The organism is Streptomyces kronopolitis (genome assembly GCF_050953795.1).
GTDB classification, from domain to species: Bacteria; Actinomycetota; Actinomycetes; order Streptomycetales; family Streptomycetaceae; genus Streptomyces; species Streptomyces kronopolitis_A.
Map to the genome: position 1 here is coordinate 4,157,181 of NZ_CP191850.1, position 21,328 is coordinate 4,178,508.

Sequence of the window (21,328 nt, forward strand, 5' to 3'; positions counted from 1 at the left end):
AACCTGTTCTACCTTGACGCTCCGTCAGAACGAGGCGCCGCGTGGGAGGACAAACCAGTGGACTTCACCTTCACCGAGGAGCAGCAGGCCGCCGCCGAAGCTGCGAAGGCCGTCTTCTCCGGGGTCGCTCCGGACAGCGTGCCCAGCCCCGCGCTCACCCCCGGCGCGGTCGCCGACGACTTCGACCGGACGCTGTGGAGCAAGCTCGCCGACGCCGATCTGCTGAGCCTGCTGATCGCGCCCGAGCACGGCGGGGCGGGCCTGGACACGATCGCGCTCTGCCTCGTCCTCCGTGAATCAGCCAAGGTCCTGGCGCGGGTCCCGCTGCTGGAATGCGGCGCCGCCGCACTCACCCTCCAGCGCTACGGATCCGACGAACTACGGGCGGAAGTCCTCCCCCGGATCGCCACCGGCGACCTCGTCGTGACCGTTGCCGCCGGCGGCCGCACCGGACACGAACCGGCCGAACTCGCCGTGCAGGCCCGCCCGGAGGGCACCGACTGGATCATCGACGGCGTCCAGACCGCCGTCCCCTGGGCCCGGACAGCGGACCGGATCCTGCTGCCCGCCCACACCCCCGAAGGCCATGCCGTTCTCGCGCTCGTCTCCCGCGCCCACCCCGGCGTGACCCTCGACGACCAGATATCCACCAGCGGCGAGCGCCTCGCCGAGGTCCGCCTGGACTCCGTACGCGTCAGCGGCCGGGAAATGATCGACGACGCCACCGCCTGGGCGTCGCTGCGCAACGTTCTGACCACCGGTACCTGTGCACTCGCCCTGGGACTCGGCGAGCGCGTCCTCGCCATGACCAGCGACTACACCGGAAAGCGCGAACAGTTCGGGTTCCCGGTGGCCACTTTCCAGGCCGTCGCCGTCCAGGCCGCCGACCGCTTCATCGACCTGCGCGCCATGGAGGCCACCCTCTGGCAGGCGGCCTGGCGCCTCACCACCGACGCGGCCGGCCCGCTACCGCCCGCCGGAGATGTGGCGGTCGCCAAGATCTGGGCCTCCGAGGGCGTCCGCCGCGTCGTCCAGACCGCCCAGCATCTGCACGGCGGCTTCGGCGCCGACACCGACTACCCCCTGCACCGCTACCACGCCTGGGCCAAGCACCTCGAGCTCTCCCTCGGCCCCGCCGCCGCCCACGAGGAAGCCCTCGGCGACCTGCTCGCGACCCATCCACTGGGCTGAAGGGGAGAGATCCGCCGCGCGCCCCGGGAGGTCGGGACATCGGGTACCTCGGGTCTGGTTTCACGTGAAACCAGACCCGGATTCACGGAGAATCTGCCGCCAGGAAGGCAGGCCACGCAACCGCGGCCTTCTCCTGCGGGGCCTTCGCCACCGGTCTCGTCGGGCCGGCGCCCCGCGCGGGCTCATCCGACTCCCGGCTAGACGACCGAGCCCGAGCCGCCCTTGCCGTCCGAGACGGGACGGCCGGCGGCTTCCCAGGCTTGCATGCCGCCGACGACGTTCACGGCGTCGACACCCTGCTGGATCAGATACTGGGCGACCTGCGCCGAGCGCCCACCGACCCGGCACAGCACGTACACCTTGCCGTCCGCAGGAGCCGCCTCGGTCAGTTCCCCGTACCGGGCAACGAAATCGCTCATCGGGATGTGCAACGCACCCTCGGCGTGCCCCGCCTCCCACTCGTCGTCCTCACGCACGTCCAGAAGGAAGTCCTCCGACGTGAGCGCATCAACACCGACCGTGGGCACAGAACCAAAATGCATGGCCCCGACGCTACCCGACCAGCTGCGCGAGGTAGGCCTCGCGTTCTGAGACATCGGCGAGCAGCTTCTCGGCGATCTCCTCCAGCAGCGCGTCCGGATCCTCCGGCGCCATCTTGATCATCGCGCCGATCGCGCTCTCCTCCAGCTCGGCGGCAGCGGCAGCCAGCAGCTCCTTGCGCTCGGCCAGCCACTCCAGCCGGGCGTAGAGCTCCTCGCTCTCGCTGCGCCGCTCCTCGGGCACGGGACCTTCCTCCCACTCCCGCGCCAGCTCACGCAGCAATGCCTCGTCGCCCCGCGCGTACGCGGCATTGACCCGCACGATGAATTCATCCCGCCGTGCCCGCTCCGCGTCCTCCCGCGCCAGGTCGGGGTGGGCCTTGCGCACCAGGTCGCGGTAGACCTTGCGGGCTTCCTCGCTGGGCCGCACCTTCTGCGGCGGCTGCACCGACTGTTCGGTGAGCATCGCCTGCGCCTCCGGGAACAGCCCGTCCGGCCCCATCCAGCCGTGGAACAGCTCTTCCACCTCTGGCATCGGCAGCACCGAGGCCCGGGCCTCCTGCGCCTTGCGGAGGTCCTCGGCAGCGCCCGTACGCGCTGCCACCGCCTCGGCGATCTGTGCGTCCAGCTCGTCCAGCCGCGCGTACATGGGGCCGAGGCGCTGATGATGCAGGCGGGAGAAGTTCTCGACCTCCACCCGGAAGGTCTCCACCGCGATCTCGAACTCGATCAGCGCCTGCTCCGCAGCCAGCACCGCCTTTGCCAGCCGCTTGGTCGCCTCGTCCTGCGCCGCCTGCTGATCCTGCACGTCACTCTGCTCGGCTTTCGGGTCGCCCTGACCATCGCCGGCCCCAGGCGCTCCCTCTGCTCCCGCCGAACCGGCGGGCATCTCGGCGCCTGCCCCGGCTCGGTCCGCGGGCTGGCCGGCCGTCTCGCCCTGGCCCGTACCGCCCCCCTCGGGGCTCGCGGGCCGACCTTCCGGGACTCCGCCGTCACCGAGCGGGGCGCCCTGACCACCGTCGCGGGCGTCCGTTGCCTGCGGGTCGGTCTGGTCGTCCGGGGTACCCGATACGTCCGGTCGGTGCTGGCCGTCCTGCGTGTTCTCCGCGTGCGAGTTCGTCACCCGGTCAGCGTACGGCCCATGCCGGACCGGGGCTTCCACAGTTGTCCTTCCCCTTTCCTGCTCGGGGCCCCTCCCCCCGCCCCACCCCTCCTCCCCCTCAATCAAGCGAACGATCAGCCGAGCAACCGGACAAACAGCCGACCAACCCACCAGCAGAAGTCAGCCACCGACCACCCGGCAGCAAACCCCCGCGTTAGCCGTCACCAGACGGCGACACCCGTCAGCGGACACCGGTCAGCAGTCAGCAGTCAGCAGTCAGCAGTCAGCAGTCAGCAGTCAGCAGTCAGCAGAAGGCTCCGCCGAGACAGCCTGACGGCCGACTCGCGAAACGCTGTACTCGGTACGCGGCACCTTCACCCGCTTCACCCGCGCCCGAGTCTGGATGCCCGAGCCCGAGCCCGAGCTTGGCACCTGCCACCTGCCACCTGCCACCTGCCACCCAACGTCCGCCCCCGGCACCCGGCGCTGGCACCCAGGCCTACAGCCGTCACACCCAGACCCCTGGCCCCGCACTAGGCAGCCCCCGCCCGAGCCCGGCCTCTCCCCGGACGTCCCCCTCTCAGATCCCCGTCTCCGCTGCGATGCGGCCGTTTCTTACCGCTGTGGCCAGTGCTGCGTGGTCGGCTTCCGTGCGGTCTGCGTAGGACAGGGCGAAGTGCGCGATGGCCTCGTCGAGTTCCTCGTTCTTTCCGCAGTAGCCGGCCACCAGGCGGGGGTCGGCGCTGTGTGCGTGGGCTCGGGCCAGGAGGGCGCCGGTCATGCGGGCGTAGTCGTCCAGCTGGTCGTCGGAGAGCTGCGCCGGGTCCACGCTGCCCTTGCGGTTTCTGAACTGGCGGACCTGGAAGGGCAGTCCGTCCCGTCGGGCGGTGCCCGAGGCGGCACCGGACGAGCCGGGCGAGCCCGGCGAGGCGATGTCCTGCACTGTCGTCCAGCCCAGCAGGATGTCGCTGACCACCTGCATCCGGCGCTGTCCGAGCACTATCCGGCGCCCCTCGTGCATCACCGCCGGCACCGGGAAGCCTGCCTTCTCCACATGCGGCGCCAGCACCGAGGCACGCGCCTCCTTCACCTGGAGGACCAGTGGCTCGCCCCGGTGATCCAGGAGCAGCACCACATAGGACCGCAGGCCCACGCTGCCCGTGCCGACCACACGGAAGGCCACGTCCTGCACGGCGTACCGGGCCAGCAGCGGCAGCATGTCCTCGGGAAGCGTGTCCAGATAGTCGGCCAGGGAAGCCGCCACGGCTGCCGCTTCGGCATCCGGCACCCGCCGCAGCACCGGCTCCGCGTCCACGAACCGCAGGCCGCCGTCCGCCGTCAGCTCCGTCGCCTTCGCCGCGAACCGCGCGCTGGTGTTCTTGCGCGCCTTGTCCGCGACCCGCTCCAGCGTCCCCAGCAGATCCCGGGCGTCGGTGTGCGAGACGAGCTCCTCGTCAGCGATCGCGTTCCACGCCTCGGTCACCGGAAGCTTGGCCAGCAGCCGCATGGTGCGCCGGTACGCGCCCGTCACGTCCTGTGCGGCCCGGTGGCAGTCGTCATCGCTCGCGCCCGCCTCCCGGCCCGCCAGCACCATCGAGGTGGCGAGCCGCTTCACGTCCCACTCCCACGGGCCGTACAAGGTCTCGTCGAAGTCGTTGAGATCGATGACCAGGCCACCCCGGGCGTCGCCGTAGAGCCCGAAGTTGGCGGCGTGCGCATCTCCGCAGATCTGCGCGCCGATACCGGTGGTGGGCTCGGCCGTCAGGTCATACGCCATCAGCCCTGCCGAGCCGCGGAGGAAGGCGAAGGGACTCGCGGCCATCCGGCCGACCCGTATCGGCGTCAGCTCGGGCAAACGGCCGGCATTCGATGCCTCGACCGCCGCCACCGCATCCGGCCGCCCGGCCGCGCTCGACAGCGCGGCCTGCTCGGCACGCGGAAGGCGCTTCCGCAGCGCCTTCCCGACCGCCTTGGGCGACGGCCCTTGGGTGTCTGCCTTCGCGAACCCCGGTACGTACGGCACACGCGACATCGCGGCCACCTCCCCCTTCACGAACTGCGGTCCTGAGTCCCTGTTGTCGCCATCGCCGGCCCGACCAGCAGCGGACGGTCCGGCGCTCCGACGGCAACGACGTTACCCAGATCCCCGCACGGCCTGCAGGGCCTGTGGATAACTCTTCGGAACAGCCGAACCCGACCGGACCGAACCAAACCAGACGGTACCGGGCTAAACCTGACGCCTCATCAAGAGCTCCGGCCCCAGCGGCCGGCACACAGACCACCCGCCGCACAGCCGCACAGCCGCACAGCCGCACAGCAAAGGCAGCCAGCCCGCCCTACCTAAACCCCCACAGCCTCTTCCATCTCCTCTTCCCGCACCTCCTCTTCCCGCTCCTCATCCACCCGCGCCCTCTCCCCAGCCGCAGCCGACCCGGACGCCGCACCCGACCCCGACCCCGACCCCACAACCGCACCCGACCCCGGCTCCGGCACAGCGGCCCGCACCGCGGCCGCCGCCACCGCCGCGGCGTTGGCCACGGCCTCCGCCTCCGCACCGCGTCGCCGCCTCTCGGCCAGCGCCGCCGCGCCGACCGTCACCACACCGGCGACCAGCCACCCCACGAGCGTCCAGACATGCCCGGACAGGCCGTAGCCGTCGAAGTAGACGTGGCTGCGAGTGCCTTCGACGAAGCCCGAGCCATTCCAGAACGAGTGCAGCGCCGCGAAGAACCCGTTCTGCATCTCGGGGCGGAAGATCCCGCCGGAGGACGTGAAGTTGAGCATCACGAACAGGGCCATCACACCGAGCGTGGTCCAGCGCTTGAGGAAGGTGTGCAGGCCGGTGCCGATCAGCAGAATGCCGGCGGAGTAGAGCCAGGCCATGCCCCACAGTCCCGCGAGGCCGTGGTCGACGAGGTGGAAGACGGGGCCGGCGAACGCCGTGCCGATGAGGCCGACGACGAAGGACATGCCCAGCGCCAGCGCCACCCGCAGCCGGATCGGCAGCACGGCTCCGGCGCCGCCGATCACCGCGACCGACGCGTAGGACCCGATGCTGATCGCGACCAGCAGGAAGAAGATGCCCTGCCCCGTCGGATCGTCCTCGGCCGTCGGCACCACGTCCGTGACCTTCAGCGGCGCGCCCTGGTGCGCCGCGATCGGGGTGAAGACCTTCTGCACGACGGTGGCGCTGGTGTCGGATCCGGCGGTCGCCACCAGCAACTCGGGGGCCGGCCGCACGGCGCCCGCCGCCCCGTCGGCACCCGCCCGCGCCCCCGCCGCGCCCGCCCCACCCGAAGCATCCAAGGCACCCGAAGCACCTGAAGCAGCCGAAGCACCCTTCACACCATGGGCGTTGCTCACATACGCACCGAAGATCTCCTGGTGCCTGAGCCCGTCGATCGCCGCCGACCGGTCGCCGACGGTCCGCACCTCCAGCGCGCCGTCCGCCTTGTCATTGATCGACTGGGCGAGCAGCTGCGCGCTGCGGCCCGATCCGACGACCGCCACGGGCAGGTGGTGCGGCGCCGGGTTGGCGAAGGCACCCAGATACGCCAGCCCCATCCCGACGCACATCAACAGCGGGGTGATCAGGTGCGTCAGGACGTGCCGCAGCCCGGCGGAGTGCCGGGACCGCGGGGAACGGCGCGCGTGCTGGTGGTCGGGGCGGTGGTCCGTACTCATGGGGCAGGCCTTCTCAGCTCGTCGGCTCAGCTGTCGCCACTGGCGGGAAACCAGTAGTTGGCTATTACAACTCTCAAATCACGTTGTACTATACAACTAGCTCTACGAAAGGCAACCCGTGGCCCACCGCGACGACTCCGTCGAGACCATCCAGCAGGAGATGACCGCGTTCGCCCGCCGGGCCCGCGCCAGCGCCGCCCGGATGCACCCCGAGCTGTCACTGGTCTCCTACACCCTGCTGGCACACCTCGATGACCAGCACGGATGCCGCGCCACGGACCTCGCCGCGCACTATCTCCTGGACAAGTCCACGGTCAGCCGGCAGATCGCCGCACTGGAGAAGCTCGGCTTCGTCGAGCGCCGTATCGACCCGGACGACCAGCGCGTCCAGGTGCTGCACCCCACCGAGAAGGGCGCCCAGGTGCTCGCCGACGTCACCGCCCGGCGCCGCCTGGCGTTCCGCGACCGGCTGGCGGACTGGAACGAGGACGACCTCGACCGCTTCGCGACCTACCTGGAGCGCTACAACGCCGCCCGGGAACGACAGGACTGACGAGAGAGCCAAGACCCGAAGGCCGCCGGCCGCCCCGCCCCGAGGCGTCCGTCAGTCTACTTCCGGAACTGCTCCGGGCACTGCCCGCCGTCGGTGAGATACGTCTCCGCCCACCGCGCCAGCTCCTTGAGCGAGGGCTCCATGGCCAGACCGGCCTCCGTCAGCCGGTAGGAGACCCGCAGCGGCGGCCCCCCGTCCACCTCGCGCACGACCAGGCCGGTCGCCGACAGCTCCATCAGGCGGTCGGAGAGCATCCGCTCACTGATCCCGGGGATGGCCCGCCGCAGCTCGGCGAAGTGCACCGGGCCCGGCATGAGAGTGGCGACGATCAGGCCCGTCCAGCGCTTTCCGAAGACCTCGAAGACGCGCGTCATGCCGCCGTCGACCTGCCTGCACATCGCCTCGCCCTGGTCCGCCATAGGCCCAGCGTACCGCCCTCCTGTTTGCTACTGCGGAAAAGTAAGTTCCTGTGCTATGAATAGTGACGTACGGAATTCAACCTGTGGTCGCGCACCGCCCGGCCGCGTACCGAAGGACCGATCCCCATGGCCACGCTTCTGCTCATCGACTCCTCCGTCTTCCCCGAGGCCGGCTCCGCCTCCCGCTCGGTCACCGCGGCCTTCCGCAAGGCCTGGGAGGCGCAGCACCCCGACGGCACCGTCATCCACCGCGACCTGGCCGCCGACCCGCTGCCACACCTCGACGCGGTCGCCGCCTCCGCCGGCTTCTCCGACCCGGCCACCCACTCCCCCGAGCAGCAGGCGGCCTTCGCACTGCGCGTCCGGCTCGCCGAGGAACTGGAGCAGGCCGACGCGATCGTCATCGGCGCACCGATGTACAACTTCACGATCCCCTCCACGCTCAAGGCATGGCTCGACCAGGTGATCCTCATGGGCCGCACGTCGGGCGAGCAGCCGTCCGCCAAGGGCACCCCGGTCACCGTCGTCGCCAGCCGCGGCGGCTCCTACGCGCCGGGCACGCCCCGTGAGCCCTTCGAGTACGTGCAGAACTACCTGGAGGCCGTACTGGGCGGCGGGCTGGGCCTGGACGTCGACTTCATCGTCCCGGAGCTGACCATGGCCCCCAACAACCCGGCGATGGCCGAGCTGGTGCCGCTGTACGAGACCTCCCGCGACAAGGCGCACGAGGACGCGACGGCCAAGGCGAAGGCCCTCGCCGCGCGCCTCGCCGCCTGAACCCGGCCCGGAACGCCCCCGAGCCGGCCCGGCACGACCGGCCGGAAGCATCCCGGATTCGGGGAGGGGGAGCGGGAACGGGGCCCGGGGCTCCGGGCGAGGGCTGCCGGACACGGCACCTCGCCCACGCCCCGGGCCCCAACTCCCGCCCCCGTAAAAGCGATTGGTTCGCGCCGCCCGGCGCCCGGCCCCGGAAGCCGTCCGCCCGGGCCCGCACGCACGCGCACCCAAGATCAAATATGTGACGTAGGCCTCACGCCGGCCCCCGCGGATCCGTCGCGCCCGTGACGCGGGCAACAACGTGACGAAGACAACGAAAGACCCCCGGTCGCCGGATTTCTCCGGAGACCGGGGGTCTCATCTGTGCGCGAGGGGGGAGTTGAACCCCCACGCCCTTTCGGGCACTGGAACCTGAATCCAGCGCGTCTGCCTATTCCGCCACCCGCGCATGGGTGCTGCCGGTTGATGCTCTCACGTGATCCGGGCCGTTCCGTCCGGGTCTTGTGCGAGCGCCTTTCGACATGCAGAACATTAGCACGCTGTCGGGGGTGCCTTCACATGCCTTTCCCCCGGTCCCCGACCTGCGGGTACCTCCCGGCGGCACCCCTCCGCGCCTCGGGCATTGGCCGTGCACCGCCCCTAGGGGTCACACTCGCGGTAGCCGCGACCGGAGCGAGCGCACCGGCCGGCTTCCGGGCCGACCGGAAGGGCAGGCTCCGTGCCGGGGCCCCGTGCCACGACCGACTCCGGGCCCCGCCCGGCCGGACCGGTCGGCGGTTGCGGGACACTGTTCACGGGGCACATCTACGATCGCAGTGCACGAGCAGTGGGCAAGGAGCAGACAAGCACCGGGCAACCCTGTGAGGGGCGACACTCGTCCTCAAGGCGGGAAAGGGGAACCAGCCGATTTCCCTACGCGTGGATACGATCAGTAAGCAGTATCAGGACGACTCGATGTGGACGACCCCGACGAAGACTGAGGAAGGAGGTGCCCCGTGGGAGTACTGAAGCGTTTCGAGCAGCGGCTCGAAGGTCTCGTCAACGGCACCTTCGCCAAGGTGTTCAAGTCCGAGGTACAGCCCGTGGAGATCGCCGGCGCCCTGCAGCGCGAGTGCGACAACAACGCCACCATCTGGAACCGCGACCGCACGGTCGTTCCCAACGACTTCATCGTCGAGCTGAGCACGCCTGACTTCGAGCGGCTGAGCCCCTACAGCGGGCAGCTCGGCGACGAGCTCTCGAGCATGGTCCGCGACTACGCGAAGCAGCAGCGCTACACCTTCATGGGCTCGATCAAGGTCCATCTGGAGAAGGCCGACGATCTCGACACCGGCCTGTACCGCGTCCGCAGCCGCACGCTCGCCTCCAGCTCGTCCCAGGAGCCCGCGGGCCCGGCGGGCGCCCCGCGCGCCGCCTCGGCGCCCCGCGGCAGCCAGCCCGGCGGCGGGCACGTGAGCCCGCCTCCCATGCCGTCGTCCCCGCCCCCCGGCGGCGCACAGCCCGTACCCCGTACGGCACCGCCCGGTGCAGGACCGCAGCCCCAGGCACAGACCCGGCGCTGGATCGAGATCAACGGCACCCGCCACCAGATCTCGCGTCCCACCCTCGTGCTGGGCCGCAGCACCGACGCCGACGTACGGATCGACGACCCGGGTGTCTCCCGGCGTCACTGCGAGATCCGGGTCGGAACGCCCCCCATGGTCCAGGACCTGGGCTCCACGAACGGCATCGTGGTGGACGGGCAGCACACCACTCGCGCTAATCTCCGCGACGGCTCGCGGATTGTCGTGGGCAGTACCACCATCGTTTACCGGCAAGCCGAAGGGTGAAGCGGGGGCAATGTCAGAGCTGACCCTCACGGTCATGCGGTTGGGTTTCCTCGCCGTACTGTGGCTGTTCGTCATCGTGGCCGTTCAGGTCATCCGCAGCGATCTGTTCGGCACGCGCGTCACACAGCGCGGTGCCGCCCGGCGGGGCGGACAGGAAGCACGTACGCAGCGACAGGCGGCCGCACCGCCACCGCAGCAGCAGCGCCGCCAGGAAGGCGGCCGCGGCAACAACCGGCAGCGCCGAGGAGCCCCCACCAAGCTGGTGGTCTCCGAGGGCTCGCTGACCGGCACCACCGTCGCCCTCCAAGGCCAGACGATCTCCCTGGGCCGCGCGCACGACTCCACGATCGTGCTGGACGACGACTACGCGTCCAGCAGGCATGCCAGGATCTACCCGGACCGTGACGGCCAGTGGATCGTCGAGGACCTCGGTTCCACCAACGGCACGTACCTGGACCGGACCCGACTGACGACCCCGACACCGATTCCGCTGGGAGCCCCGATCCGCATCGGCAAGACCGTCATCGAGCTGCGGAAGTAGTACGACAATGAGCGAGCGGAGCGAGCGAGCCGCGGCGGTCCACTCGACGGACCACGGTGTGCTCCCGACCGGAGGGTGGGCAGTGTGGCTCGACGAGACCGGCTGTACCCCGAGCCGACGGGTGAGGTGCGCATGAGTCTGTCCCTGCGCTTCGCCGCCGGATCGCACAAGGGCATGATCCGCGAGGGCAACGAAGACTCCGGTTACGCCGGGCCACGGCTGCTCGCCATCGCGGACGGCATGGGCGGCCAGGCCGCCGGTGAGGTCGCCTCCTCCGAGGTGATCTCCACCCTCGTCCAGCTCGACGACGACGTACCCGGCTCCGACCTCCTGACCTCCCTGGGCACGGCCGTGCAGCGCGCCAACGACCAGCTGCGGGTGATGGTCGAGGAGGACCCCCAGCTGGAGGGCATGGGCACGACCCTGACCGCCCTGCTGTGGACCGGACAGCGGCTCGGCCTGGTCCACGTCGGCGACTCGCGCGCCTACCTGCTGCGCGACGGCGTCCTGACCCAGATCACCCAGGACCACACCTGGGTGCAGCGGCTGGTCGACGAGGGCCGGATCACCGAAGAGGAAGCCACCACCCACCCGCAGCGGTCCCTGCTGATGCGGGCGCTGGGCAGCGGCGATCACGTCGAGCCGGACCTGTCGATCCGTGAGGTGCGGGCCGGCGACCGGTATCTGATCTGCTCGGACGGACTGTCCGGAGTCGTCAGCCACCAGACGCTGGAAGAGACCCTCGCCAGCTACCACGGGCCGCACGAGACCGTGCAGGAGCTGATCCAGCTCGCCCTGCGCGGCGGCGGTCCCGACAACATCACCTGCATCGTCGCCGACGTCCTGGGCGTGGACGGCAACGACACGATGGCCGGGCAGCTCAACGACACCCCGGTCGTCGTCGGCGCCGTCGCGGAGAACCAGCACCAGCTCAGCGACCCGAGCACGATGCAGACGCCCGCCGCCCGGGCCGCCGAGCTCGGCCGGCCGGGCGGGCAGCCGCCCGCACCCGGTGGCGGCTTCGGGCCCCCCGGCAGCGGTGATCCGGAGGTCGGCGGTCCGCCGCAGGGCTCCTTCGGCGCGTTCATGGACGAGGACTTCGTCAAGCCCCGCCCGCGCGGACGGTGGATCAAGCGGACCCTGCTGATCGCGCTGGCGCTGGCGGTCGTCGGCGGCGGGCTCTACACGGGCTACCGCTGGACGCAGACCCAGTACTTCGTCGGCAGCAAGGACGACCACGTCGCGCTCTACCGGGGCATCAGCCAGGACCTCGCGTGGATAAAGCTCAACGACGTCGACCAGGACCACCCCGAGATCGAACTCAAGTACCTGCCGCTGTACCAGCGCAACCAGGTCAAGGAGACGATCGCGGTCGACAGCCGCACCCAGGGCGGCGAGAAGGTCACCGAACTGAGCCGGCAGGCCAACGCCTGCCGCAGCAAGGAGCAGCGGGAGGCCGCCGAGCGCGAGGCCGCGCGGCACCCCGGCAAGGGCCAGACGGGCACCCCGTCGAAGCCCGGCACGCCGTCCAAGTCCGGTGCCCCGAGCACCCGGCCCGGCTCCACCGACAAGACGGACAAGAACAGCGGCACCAGCACGGCAGGCACCCTGGCCGCGCCCGTGTCCCCGTCTCCCACAGCCAGCCCCAGCCAGGCCCCCACCGAGGAACAGCTGAAGCTGGAAAAGAATTGCAGCACCCAGCAGTGAGGGCGTAGGGGGCCGTAGATCTCATGAGCAGCAGTACCACCAACACCACCACTATCGGCACCATCGGAGCCCCGAGCCGCCGCAACACCGAACTGGCGATGCTCGTCTTCGCGGTGCTGATCCCGGTGTTCGCGTACATCAACGTCGGCCTGGCCAAGGAAGGCACGGTGCCGGCCGGTGTGCTCGGCTACAGCCTGGGCCTCGGCCTGCTGGCGGGCGTCGCGCATCTCGTCGTCCGCAAGTGGGCGCCGTACGCCGACCCGCTGATGCTGCCGATCGCCACCCTGCTCAACGGCCTGGGCCTGATCTTCATCTGGCGGCTGGACCAGGAGCCCTCGCTGGGCCCGGCGATGGCGCCCAACCAGCTGATGTGGTCGACCCTCGGTGTGGCCTTCTTCCTCGCCATCCTGATCTTCCTCAAGGACCACCGCGTCCTGCAGCGCTACACCTACATCTCGATGGTGGTCGCGCTGGTGCTGCTGGTGGCGCCGGTGTTCTTTCCCGGGGTCAACGGCGCGAAGATCTGGATCAAGATCCCGGGTCTGGGCTCGCTGCAGCCCGGTGAGTTCGCGAAGATCATCATCGCGATCTTCTTCGCCGGCTATCTGATGGTGAAGCGGGACGCGCTGGCGCTGGCCAGCCGCCGCTTCATGGGCCTCTACCTCCCGCGCGGCCGCGACCTCGGACCGATCCTCGTCATCTGGGCGCTGAGCCTGATGATCCTGGTCTTCGAGACCGACCTGGGTACCTCGCTGCTCTTCTTCGGTCTGTTCGTCGTCATGCTGTACGTCGCCACCGAGCGCACCAGCTGGATCGTGTTCGGTCTGCTGCTCAGCGCGGGCGGCGCGGTCGCGGTGGCCACGTTCGAGTCGCACGTCCAGACGCGTGTGCACAACTGGCTCAACCCGCTGGAGCTGTCCAACGGCGGTGTCACCGAGACCGCCCAGGCGATGTACTCCTTCGGGTCCGGCGGCATCCTCGGCTCCGGTCTGGGACAGGGCTACTCCCGCCTCATCCTGGGCATCGCGCCCAAGAGTGACTACATCCTCGCCACCGTCGGCGAGGAGGTCGGTCTGGCCGGCCTGATGGCCATCCTGCTGCTCTACGGCCTGCTCATCGAGCGCGGTATCCGCACGGCGCTGGCCGCCCGCGACCCGTTCGGCAAGCTGCTGGCGATCGGCCTGTCCGGCGCCTTCGCGCTGCAGGTCTTCGTCGTCGCCGGCGGTGTGACCGGGCTGATCCCGCTGACGGGTATGACGATGCCGTTCCTCGCCCAGGGTGGCTCGTCCGTGATCGCCAACTGGGCACTCGTCGCCATCCTGCTGCGGATCAGCGACACCGCGCGCCGCCCGGCGCCGGCTCCCGCCCCGTCCACCGACGCCGAGATGACCCAGGTGGTCCGCCCGTGAACAAGCCCCTGCGCCGGGTCGCGATCTTCTGCGGCCTGCTCGTCCTCGCCCTGCTGGTCCGCGTCAACTGGGTGCAGTTCGTCGAGGGTGACCAGCTCAAGAACGACCCGCACAACCGCCGGGTCGCCATCGAGCGCTACAGCACCCCGCGCGGCAACATCATCGTGGACGGCAAGGCCGTCACCGGCTCCACGACCACCGACAGCGGCGACTTCAAGTACAAGCGCACGTACAAGAACGGCAAGATGTGGGCGCCGGTCACCGGCTACGCCTCGCAGGCGTTCGACGCCAACCAGCTGGAGAAGCTGAACGACGGCATCCTCACCGGCACCGATGACCGCCTCTTCTTCAGCCGCACGGTCGACATGTTCACCGGCGGCAAGCAGAAGGGTGGCGACGTGGTCACCACCCTCAACGCCAAGGCCCAGAAGGCCGCCTTCGAAGGGCTCGGCAAGCAGAAGGGCGCGGTCGCCGCGATCAACCCGGAGACCGGCGCGATCCTGGCGCTGGCCAGCACCCCGTCGTACGACCCGTCCTCGTTCGCCGGCATGAGCAACAAGGACGCCGAGGCGTACAACGCGCTGCAGAAGAAGAGCGACCCCGACGAGCCGATGCTCAACCGGGCGCTGCGCCAGACCTACCCGCCCGGCTCCACCTTCAAGGTCGTCACGGCCTCGGCGGCCCTGGAGAACAAGCTCTACACGGACGTCGACACCAAGACCAACTCGCCGCTGCCCTACACGCTCCCCGACACCTCGGGCCTCCCGCTGAAGAACGAGGGCAACATCCCCTGCGAGGACGCCACCCTCCGAGAGGCGCTGCGCTGGTCCTGCAACACCGTGTTCGGCAAGATCAGCGCCGACCTCGGCAACAAGAAGATGAAGGCCGAGGCGGAGAAGTTCGGCTTCAACGACCCGGGGATCAACACCCCGGTCCGTGCCTCGGAGTCGATCTACCCCGAGGACAACCGGCCGCAGAACGCCATGGCGGGCATCGGCCAGGCCTCCAACCGCGCCACGCCGCTGCAGATGGCCATGGTCGCCTCGGCCGTCGCCGACGGCGGCAAGCTGATGAAGCCGTACATGGTCGACCAGCTGGTCGCGCAGAACCTCAACGTGGTCCAGCAGCACACGCCGCAGCAGATGAGCCGGCCGCTGAGCCCGGAGAACGCCCAGAAGGTCCAGAGCATCATGGAGACCGTGGTCAAGAACGGCACGGGAACCGCCGCTCAGATCCCGGGCGTCACCGTCGGCGGAAAGACCGGCACCGCGCAGCACGGCGAGAACAACAAGGACAACCCGTACGCCTGGTTCATTTCCTACGCGAAGACCGGCAAGGGCACCCCCGTCGCGGTCGCCGTCGTCATTGAGGGATCCGACACCCTCCGCGACGACATCGCCGGCGGCAAACTCGCTGCTCCGATCGCAAAGCGCGTGATGGAGGCAGTACTCGAAGGCCAGAAGTGACGCGGATCATGCCAATACCGGTCACGTATCAGGTTGCGGCTCCGGTCCGGTCCGGTAGGGCCTGCCGGGTACCGTATGCCCGGACAGCACACCGCCGGACCACACACCGGTGCGGTCGGGACTGACGGAGAGGGCTGGAGAAGCTTATGGAAGAGCCGCGTCGCCTCGGCGGCCGGTACGAGCTGGGCTCGGTGCTCGGCCGCGGTGGCATGGCCGAGGTGTACCTCGCGCATGACACCCGCCTGGGCCGCACCGTAGCTGTGAAGACGCTGCGGGTGGATCTCGCCCGTGACCCGTCCTTCCAAGCCCGGTTCCGCCGTGAGGCCCAGTCGGCCGCCTCGCTGAACCATCCGTCGATCGTCGCGGTCTACGACACCGGCGAGGACTACGTCGACGGCGTTTCCATCCCGTACATCGTGATGGAGTACGTCGACGGCTCCACCCTGCGTGAGCTGCTGCACTCCGGAAGAAAGCTGCTGCCCGAGCGTTCGCTGGAGATGACCACCGGTGTCCTCCAGGCGCTGGAGTACTCCCACCGGGCCGGCATCGTCCACCGCGACATCAAGCCCGCCAACGTCATGCTGACGCGCACCGGCCAGGTCAAGGTCATGGACTTCGGCATCGCCCGCGCCATGGGCGACGCCGGCATGACCATGACGCAGACCGCGGCCGTCATCGGCACGGCGCAGTACCTCTCTCCCGAGCAGGCCAAGGGCGAGCAGGTCGACGCCCGCTCCGACCTGTACTCCACCGGCTGTCTGCTCTACGAGCTGCTGACGGTCCGGCCGCCGTTCGTCGGTGACTCACCGGTCGCGGTGGCCTATCAGCATGTCCGTGAAGAGCCGCAGAAGCCGAGCAACTTCGACCCCGAGATCACGCCGGAGATGGACGCCATCGTCCTGAAGGCGCTGGTCAAGGACCCGGACTACCGCTATCAGTCGGCGGACGAGATGCGCGCCGACATCGAGGCGGCCCTGGAGGGCCAGCCGGTCGCGGCGACCTCCGCCATGGGCGCGGTGGGCTACGACCAGGACCAGCCGACCACGATGCTGCGCCCGCAGGATCCGGCCGGCCAGACCTCGATGATGCCGCCGATGAGCGACGACGGGGGCTACGGCGACGACCGCGGCGACCGCCGGCGTGGCGGCGGCCAGAAGAAGAGCAACACCTCGACGATCCTGCTGGTGCTGGCGGCCGTCCTCGTCCTGATCGGTGCGATCTTCATCGGCAAGGCGATGTTCAGCCAGAACAACAAGGGCGGCACGACACCCGTCCCCAACCTTGTGGGCAAGACTCTCCGCGAGGCCAAGGAGTCCGGCCGCAACGGCAGCTTCAAGGTCGACGAGGGGGGCCGCAAGGCCTGCGACAACGTCAAGAAGGGCCAGGTCACCGAGCAGGACCGCAAGCCCGGCGACGACATGCGGAAGAACGACACGATCACCGTCACGCTGTGCACGGGCCAGGAGCAGATCTCGGTTCCCAGCGTGACCGGCCTGACCGAGTCCGAGGCCCGCTCGGACCTCCGGGAAAAGGGCTTCACCAACATCGAGAGCAAGCCCGTCGTCTCCGACCGTGACCCCGGTACCGTCGCGGACCAGGACCCGGCGGCGAACTCCAAGAAGACCAAGGGCACCAAGATCACGCTGTCCATCGCCACGGCGAGCCCGAAGGTGAGCGTCCCCGACGTCACCGGACAGGACGCCGACGCGGCGGAGAAGCAGCTGAAGGACCAGGGCTTCCAGGTCTCCCGGTCCGAGCAGGAAACCCCCGACCCCACCAAGGTCGGAAAGGTGATCTCGCAGAGCCCGGAGGGCAACACCAAGGCCAAGCCCAACTCCACGGTGACCCTGACGATCGGCAAGGCGGGTGCCCAGACGCCGGTGCCCAGCGTGATCGGCCAGACCGTGAAGCAGGCCAAGCAGGCGCTCCAGCAGGCCGGGTACAAGAACATCCAGTTCGCCGGCGGCAGTTCGCAGGACGACAACGCCCGGGTGGTCACGCAGGACCCGGCCGCCCAGACCCCGTCCGACCCCACGACCACCACCGTCACGCTGACGACCATCGGCGGCGGGGGCGGCAACGGTAACGGCGGCAACGACGGCGGGGGCGGCATCTTCGGCGGACCGTTCGGCGGCTAGCGGCCCGTACGGCGAGGAAGCACGGAGCCCCGGCACCCAGGAAGGGTGCCGGGGCTCTCCGCTGTCCGCAGGCCGGGCCGGCGGGGCCGTTGGCGGCTAGCCGAGTTCCTTCGGAGGTGTGCGGTCCGCGTCGACCTTCTCGGTGCGGACCAGTTCGCCCCAGACGACGTAGCGGTAGGTCGAGGTGTAGACCGGGGTGCAGGTCGTGAGGGTGATGTAGCGGCCGGCCTTGTGCTTGCCGGATTCCTTCGGGACCTCGTCGAGGACGTCCACGTTGAACTTCGAGGTCTCGGGCAGCGTCGCGAAGACCTTGTAGACGTACCAGGTGTCCTGGGTCTCGAAGACGATCGGGTCGCCGTCCTTGAGCTTGTCGATGTTGTGGAACTTCGCGCCGTGGCCGTCGCGGTGCGCGGCGAGGGTGAAGTTGCCCTTCTTGTCCTTCGGCAGGCCCGACTTGACCGGCTTGGTGTAATAGCCGGCCACGCCCTCGTTGAGGATCCCGGCGCCGGTGCCCTTCTTGACCAGTACCTCGCCGTTGTCCATCGCCGGCACGTGCAGGAAGCCGATGCCGTCCTTGGTGTCGAGCTCCCCCGGCCCCTTGGGACCGCTGCTCGCCCAGTGCTTGCGCACCTGGTCGCCCTGCTGGTGCGCGGCGCGGTCGGCGAGGACGTTGGTCCACCACAGCGAGTAGGCGACGAACAGCCCCAGGATCAGCCCGGCCGTGATCAGCAGCTCACCGATGACGCTGACGACGGAGGCGACTGCTCTGCGCACCCGGCGCGGCGGGAGTGGCGGCGCGGACCGGTCGGATACCTGGTCGTTTCCGGTGGCAGTCACCGCGTAGCACCCCTCTTTTGTTCATTCAGCCGGTGAGCGCATCCGGTTTGCCCTTGCTCCGCGGCCGCTCGTCGACCATCTTGCCCCAGACGATCATCCGATAGGTACTGGTGAACTCGGGGGTGCAGGTCGTCAGCGTGAGGTAGCGGCCCGGGCCGGTGAACCCCGAGCCGGGTGGCACGGGGCCGATCACGCTGGTGTTGCTGGGCGAGGTCTGCGGGAGGATGCTCTCCATCTCGTAGGTGTAGTACGAGCTCTGCGTCTCGACGACGATTTTGTCGCCCTTGGTCAGCTTGTTGATGTAGCGGAACGGCTCGCCGTGGGTGTTGCGGTGCGCGGCCACCGCGAAGTTGCCCTTCTTGTCCCAGGGCATCGCGGTCTTGGTGCCGCTGTTCTTGTCGTAGTGACCGACCATGCCGTGGTCGAGCACGTTGTGCTTGTCGATGCCCTCGGCTATCGGAGCCTTCACATCGAGCTTGGGGATGTACATGATCCCGAAGCGCTCGCCGTCCGCGAGGTTCTTCTTCTCGCCGCCGCCCTTGTCCCACTCGTGCTGGAGGTTGGTGGTGGCGCCGCCCGCCTCCTCCTCGGCGCGGACGTTCGTCCACCAGAGCTGATAGGTGACGAAGAGCAGCATCAGCACGCCGAGGGTGATGAACACTTCGCCCAGCGCGCGGCTGGCGATCAGGCTGGGGCTGTCCTTGGCGGCGCGGGCGGCCCGCCGGGCCTCCACCCGGGACGTGGGGGCTGCGGCGGCCTCAGTGGCGGCCGCGGTGTCGCCCGGCCCGCCGTGTCGTCCTCGCCGGCCGCCGCGCTTGGCGGCCTCCTGCGCGGCTTTGCGCCGGGCGGCTCTGCCGCCTCCGGCCGGAGACTCCGCCGTGGTTTCACGTGAAACCACGGCACCCCCGGCCTCCGCGTCGTCCCTCGTGTCCGCGGCATCGGTTTCACGTGAAACGGTGGCGCCGCCGGGCGTCTCGGCCTGCCGCAGCGCCATGGTCTCGTCGTCGTTCCGCCACGGCGCGGGGGCGGCCGCCGCGGGGGGAGCGGGAGCGGCGGGTGGCGGTGTCTCCCGCGGGACGTAGGGCCGGGCTATCGGCTGGGCCGAGGCGGGGCGCGGGGCGGGGACGGGGCCGGCGCCGTAGCCCTGGCCGTAGTCGGCGGACTGCGGCGGCGCGGGCGGCTGTCGGTGCGGCGGGGTGGTGTCCGGCTGCAGATGCGGGCGGAACCACGGCGAGCCCTGCCGCACGCCCTCCTGGGCCGGCTTGCCCCGGCGTCGTCCCCGGCCCGGCCGGCCGTACGCAGCGGCCGGGCCGGCCGGGGGTGCCTGCCCCGGCAGCGGATCGTTCAGGGGGTCGTTGAGCGCGTCCACCGCGGCCTCGAACGCGTCGGGCTGCCGGTGGGGCTCCTGCGGCCCGTATGGGTCGTGTGGCGCATACGACCGGTCCGGTTCGTAGGGCTCGGAGGAACTGCCTTCACGCTCGGGGCGCAAGGCGGTCACGCGCCGGCCTTGCCGACCACCGGGGCCAGCCCCGTCGAGCGCGCCACCGCCCCCTCATCGCCGCATTCGACGAGCCAGTTGGCCAGCATCCGGTGCCCCCACTCGGTCAGGACCGACTCGGGGTGGAACTGCACACCCTCCACCGGTAGTTCGCGGTGCCGCAGACCCATGATGATCCGTCCGCCGGGAACGTCGTCGGCCTCCGTCCAGGAGGTGACGAGCAGGTCGTCGGGGACGGTGTCCGGCTCGACGGCCAGGGAGTGGTAGCGGGTGGCGGTGAACGGGCTGGGCAGCCCGTTGAAGACGCCGCCGTTCTCGTGGAGCACCGGCGAGGTCTTGCCGTGCAGCAGCTCGGGCGCGCGGTCCACCACGCCGCCGTAGGCGACCGCCATCGACTGCATGCCCAGGCAGACGCCGAAGACCGGGACGCCGGTGTCCGCGCAGTGCCGGACCATGTCGACGCAGACACCGGCCTGCTCGGGGGTGCCGGGTCCGGGCGACAGCAGCACCCCGTCGAAGCCGTCCTGGGCGTGCCGCGGGGCGACCTCGTCGTTGCGCAGCACCTCGCACTCGGCACCGAGTTGGTAGAGGTACTGGACGAGGTTGAAGACGAAGCTGTCGTAGTTGTCGACGACGAGAATCCGTGCGGTCATCGGACGGCTGCCATCCCTTGATCGACAGTGACGTCATTGAAGGGGAGCAGCGGCTCCGCCCACGGAAAGACGTACTGGAAGAGTATGAAGACCACCGTCAGGGCGAGCACCAGGGAAATCAGCGCCTTCACCCACGTGTTGCCCGGCAGATGCCGCCAGATCCAGCCGTACATGCTGTCGCTGTCCCCTTGCCGATGCCGATGACGATGTCCGTTGCGACACCAGAGTAAGGGGCGAGGGCGGGCGCAGGTGGGTCAGCCGGTCAAAGCCGATGGCCTTCCCCGTGCCGCGGGTTGGGTGGAATCCAGGTGTGCCCAGGCGATCAGCCGGTGGCTGTGGCCCCATTCCGGCTCGCAGGTCGTCAGCGTGAGATACCGCCCGGGGCCGTGGAAACCGGACTTGAGCGGCACGGGGTCGATCACGCCGACATCGCCGGGCAGCGTCGTGTAGGGCCGGTTGTCGATGCGGTAGGTGAACCAGGTCGTGCCGTCGGTGAGCACCACGGCGTCGCCGGGGCGCAGCCGGGGGAAGTCCTTGAACGGGTCGCCGTAGGTGCGGCGGTGCCCGGCGACGGAGAAGTTGCCGAGCGCGCCGAGGTGCGCGGTGCGGTCGTAGTGGCCCAGACCGCGCTTGAGGACGTCGGCCGCGGTGCCCTCCAGCACGGGCTTCGCCCAGTCGGCGCCGAAACGCGGGATGTACATCACGGCGAACGAGGCGCCCGGCGGGTAGGCGCGGGGGCGCGCGGCCGGTGCGGTGCCGCCGCCGGGGGCCGGCGGGCGGGTGGGAGTGGTGACCGGGCCGGTGGACCATCGGTCCTGGAGCCGGCCGATCTCGCCGTCCATGGCGCTGTCGGCCCGTACGCCGGTCCAGAAGAGGAGGTAGAACACGAAGAGCACGATGAGCGCGCCCGCGGTGACGCAGATTTCGCTGAGCGTCCGCACGATCCACCGCACCGTCGTTCCGCCCCGCTGCGTCATCCGGCCCC

At 70.0% G+C, this 21,328-nt stretch carries 19 protein-coding genes and 1 tRNA gene; 9 read left to right on the top strand and 11 right to left on the bottom strand.

Annotated features, from left to right (window positions below; translation table 11 throughout):
* Positions 1-57 precede the first annotated feature (57 nt).
* Positions 58-1,191 carry an acyl-CoA dehydrogenase family protein gene (locus tag ACQP17_RS18305; protein ID WP_433857244.1) on the top strand — a complete coding sequence of 378 codons (1,134 nt, stop codon included), beginning with the start codon at positions 58-60 and terminating at the stop codon, positions 1,189-1,191.
* Between the two features lie 197 nt (positions 1,192-1,388).
* Here the strand turns inward: ACQP17_RS18305 and ACQP17_RS18310 are convergent, their stop codons facing one another.
* The 4 genes from ACQP17_RS18310 to ACQP17_RS18325 form a co-directional block, all read right to left on the bottom strand.
* Positions 1,389-1,733: a rhodanese-like domain-containing protein gene (locus ACQP17_RS18310; protein ID WP_433857245.1), complete on the bottom strand. Its 345-nt coding sequence runs from the start codon at positions 1,731-1,733 to the stop codon at positions 1,389-1,391.
* Positions 1,734-1,743: 10 nt separating this feature from the next.
* Entirely contained in the window at positions 1,744-2,853 is a 1,110-nt protein-coding gene (locus ACQP17_RS18315; RefSeq protein WP_433857246.1) for a hypothetical protein, read from the bottom strand.
* A 559-nt stretch (positions 2,854-3,412) separates the two neighbouring features.
* Positions 3,413-4,864, bottom strand: a complete 1,452-nt coding sequence (locus ACQP17_RS18320; protein ID WP_433857247.1) for a DUF2252 domain-containing protein — start codon at positions 4,862-4,864, stop codon at positions 3,413-3,415.
* 308 nt (positions 4,865-5,172) lie between these two features.
* Positions 5,173-6,516 (bottom strand): ABC transporter permease, encoded by a 1,344-nt coding sequence (locus ACQP17_RS18325; RefSeq protein ID WP_433857248.1) that lies wholly within the window; start codon positions 6,514-6,516, stop codon positions 5,173-5,175.
* Positions 6,517-6,634: 118 nt separating this feature from the next.
* Here ACQP17_RS18325 and ACQP17_RS18330 point away from each other — a divergent pair, with 118 nt between their 5' ends.
* Positions 6,635-7,069 carry a MarR family winged helix-turn-helix transcriptional regulator gene (locus ACQP17_RS18330; RefSeq protein ID WP_433857249.1) on the top strand — a complete coding sequence of 145 codons (435 nt, stop codon included), beginning with the start codon at positions 6,635-6,637 and terminating at the stop codon, positions 7,067-7,069.
* A gap of 56 nt (positions 7,070-7,125) precedes the next feature.
* On the opposite strand, the gene ACQP17_RS18335 is transcribed toward ACQP17_RS18330, so the two are convergent.
* On the bottom strand, positions 7,126-7,488 hold the full coding sequence (locus ACQP17_RS18335; RefSeq protein ID WP_433857250.1) for a winged helix-turn-helix transcriptional regulator: 363 nt from the start codon (positions 7,486-7,488) through the stop codon (positions 7,126-7,128).
* Between the two features lie 126 nt (positions 7,489-7,614).
* Here ACQP17_RS18335 and ACQP17_RS18340 point away from each other — a divergent pair, with 126 nt between their 5' ends.
* Entirely contained in the window at positions 7,615-8,265 is a 651-nt protein-coding gene (locus ACQP17_RS18340; protein ID WP_364873544.1) for an FMN-dependent NADH-azoreductase, read from the top strand.
* Positions 8,266-8,629: 364 nt separating this feature from the next.
* On the opposite strand, the gene ACQP17_RS18345 is transcribed toward ACQP17_RS18340, so the two are convergent.
* A tRNA-Leu gene (locus ACQP17_RS18345) sits at positions 8,630-8,713 on the bottom strand.
* 547 nt (positions 8,714-9,260) lie between these two features.
* On the opposite strand from ACQP17_RS18345, the gene ACQP17_RS18350 reads away from it, so the two are divergent.
* The 6 genes from ACQP17_RS18350 to pknB all read left to right on the top strand — a co-directional run bounded on the left by ACQP17_RS18350 (position 9,261) and on the right by pknB (position 17,355).
* Positions 9,261-10,094, top strand: a complete 834-nt coding sequence (locus ACQP17_RS18350; RefSeq protein ID WP_364873542.1) for a DUF3662 and FHA domain-containing protein — start codon at positions 9,261-9,263, stop codon at positions 10,092-10,094.
* 10 nt (positions 10,095-10,104) lie between these two features.
* On the top strand, positions 10,105-10,635 hold the full coding sequence (locus ACQP17_RS18355) for an FHA domain-containing protein FhaB/FipA (protein WP_249634310.1): 531 nt from the start codon (positions 10,105-10,107) through the stop codon (positions 10,633-10,635).
* Positions 10,636-10,767: 132 nt separating this feature from the next.
* Positions 10,768-12,342 carry a PP2C family protein-serine/threonine phosphatase gene (locus tag ACQP17_RS18360; RefSeq protein WP_433859939.1) on the top strand — a complete coding sequence of 525 codons (1,575 nt, stop codon included), beginning with the start codon at positions 10,768-10,770 and terminating at the stop codon, positions 12,340-12,342.
* 23 nt (positions 12,343-12,365) lie between these two features.
* Positions 12,366-13,751, top strand: coding sequence for an FtsW/RodA/SpoVE family cell cycle protein (locus ACQP17_RS18365; RefSeq protein ID WP_433857251.1), 1,386 nt, complete (start codon positions 12,366-12,368; stop codon positions 13,749-13,751).
* Positions 13,748-15,217, top strand: a complete 1,470-nt coding sequence (locus ACQP17_RS18370) for a peptidoglycan D,D-transpeptidase FtsI family protein (RefSeq protein WP_433857252.1) — start codon at positions 13,748-13,750, stop codon at positions 15,215-15,217. The genes ACQP17_RS18365 and ACQP17_RS18370 overlap by 4 nt, the downstream gene beginning before the upstream one ends.
* 146 nt (positions 15,218-15,363) lie before the next feature.
* Complete coding sequence (pknB, locus tag ACQP17_RS18375) at positions 15,364-17,355, top strand: Stk1 family PASTA domain-containing Ser/Thr kinase (RefSeq protein ID WP_433857253.1); 1,992 nt, start codon at positions 15,364-15,366, stop codon at positions 17,353-17,355.
* A 96-nt stretch (positions 17,356-17,451) separates the two neighbouring features.
* On the opposite strand, the gene ACQP17_RS18380 is transcribed toward pknB, so the two are convergent.
* The 5 genes from ACQP17_RS18380 to ACQP17_RS18400 form a co-directional block, all read right to left on the bottom strand.
* On the bottom strand, positions 17,452-18,192 hold the full coding sequence (locus ACQP17_RS18380; protein WP_433857254.1) for a class E sortase: 741 nt from the start codon (positions 18,190-18,192) through the stop codon (positions 17,452-17,454).
* Positions 18,193-18,217: 25 nt separating this feature from the next.
* The gene (locus ACQP17_RS18385; RefSeq protein WP_433857255.1) at positions 18,218-19,690 is read right to left on the bottom strand and encodes a class E sortase; all 1,473 of its coding nucleotides are present in this window, start codon (positions 19,688-19,690) and stop codon (positions 18,218-18,220) included.
* Positions 19,687-20,343: an aminodeoxychorismate/anthranilate synthase component II gene (locus tag ACQP17_RS18390; protein WP_433857256.1), complete on the bottom strand. Its 657-nt coding sequence runs from the start codon at positions 20,341-20,343 to the stop codon at positions 19,687-19,689. The genes ACQP17_RS18385 and ACQP17_RS18390 overlap by 4 nt, the downstream gene beginning before the upstream one ends.
* On the bottom strand, positions 20,340-20,516 hold the full coding sequence (locus tag ACQP17_RS18395) for a hypothetical protein (protein WP_189096714.1): 177 nt from the start codon (positions 20,514-20,516) through the stop codon (positions 20,340-20,342). The genes ACQP17_RS18390 and ACQP17_RS18395 overlap by 4 nt, the downstream gene beginning before the upstream one ends.
* An 81-nt stretch (positions 20,517-20,597) precedes the next feature.
* The gene (locus ACQP17_RS18400; protein WP_433857257.1) at positions 20,598-21,320 is read right to left on the bottom strand and encodes a class E sortase; all 723 of its coding nucleotides are present in this window, start codon (positions 21,318-21,320) and stop codon (positions 20,598-20,600) included.
* Between the last annotated feature and the right edge of the window lie 8 nt (positions 21,321-21,328).

Coding starts and splice junctions, on each gene's coding strand:
- ACQP17_RS18310 (WP_433857245.1), bottom strand. CDS start 1,733: ATGCATTTTGGTTCTGTGCCCACGGTCGGTGTTGATGCGCTCACGTCG.
- ACQP17_RS18320 (WP_433857247.1), bottom strand. CDS start 4,864: ATGTCGCGTGTGCCGTACGTACCGGGGTTCGCGAAGGCAGACACCCAA.
- ACQP17_RS18325 (WP_433857248.1), bottom strand. CDS start 6,516: ATGAGTACGGACCACCGCCCCGACCACCAGCACGCGCGCCGTTCCCCG.
- ACQP17_RS18335 (WP_433857250.1), bottom strand. CDS start 7,488: ATGGCGGACCAGGGCGAGGCGATGTGCAGGCAGGTCGACGGCGGCATG.
- ACQP17_RS18340 (WP_364873544.1), top strand. CDS start 7,615: ATGGCCACGCTTCTGCTCATCGACTCCTCCGTCTTCCCCGAGGCCGGC.
- ACQP17_RS18355 (WP_249634310.1), top strand. CDS start 10,105: ATGTCAGAGCTGACCCTCACGGTCATGCGGTTGGGTTTCCTCGCCGTA.
- ACQP17_RS18360 (WP_433859939.1), top strand. CDS start 10,768: ATGAGTCTGTCCCTGCGCTTCGCCGCCGGATCGCACAAGGGCATGATC.
- ACQP17_RS18365 (WP_433857251.1), top strand. CDS start 12,366: ATGAGCAGCAGTACCACCAACACCACCACTATCGGCACCATCGGAGCC.
- pknB (WP_433857253.1), top strand. CDS start 15,364: ATGGAAGAGCCGCGTCGCCTCGGCGGCCGGTACGAGCTGGGCTCGGTG.
- ACQP17_RS18390 (WP_433857256.1), bottom strand. CDS start 20,343: ATGACCGCACGGATTCTCGTCGTCGACAACTACGACAGCTTCGTCTTC.
- ACQP17_RS18395 (WP_189096714.1), bottom strand. CDS start 20,516: ATGTACGGCTGGATCTGGCGGCATCTGCCGGGCAACACGTGGGTGAAG.
- ACQP17_RS18400 (WP_433857257.1), bottom strand. CDS start 21,320: ATGACGCAGCGGGGCGGAACGACGGTGCGGTGGATCGTGCGGACGCTC.